The sequence below is a fragment of the Stenotrophomonas sp. SrG genome, assembly GCF_050031795.1.
GTDB classification, from domain to species: domain Bacteria; phylum Pseudomonadota; class Gammaproteobacteria; order Xanthomonadales; family Xanthomonadaceae; genus Stenotrophomonas; species Stenotrophomonas rhizophila_A.
Map to the genome: position 1 here is coordinate 1 of NZ_JBNBBE010001765.1, position 230 is coordinate 230.

General features: G+C 71.3%; 1 protein-coding gene. It reads right to left on the reverse strand.

All coding sequences use genetic code 11. From position 1 onward, the window contains the following. Positions 1 to 230 (reverse strand): substrate-binding domain-containing protein (locus ACQG3P_RS25325; RefSeq protein ID WP_426806580.1); only part of this gene is annotated, 230 nt, incomplete at both ends.

Genomic DNA, 230 nt, shown 5'->3' on the forward strand with positions numbered 1-230 from the left:
CCGGCGGCCATTTCATCGTGACCGGTAAAGATCGCGGTCGGGCGCTGCTTGCCCCGCAGCAGCTTTTCGGCGGCGGCCACCCCGGATTCGAAGGTAGAGCCGGCTTCCACGATGCGCCCGGGCGGCAGCTCGAGCCCGCGCTGGGCGAGGGCATCGATGAAGCCGGCGGTGCTCTCGTGCGCCGAGCGGTAGGCGCTGGGGCCGGTGACCAGCGCGATGTCGCGGTGGTA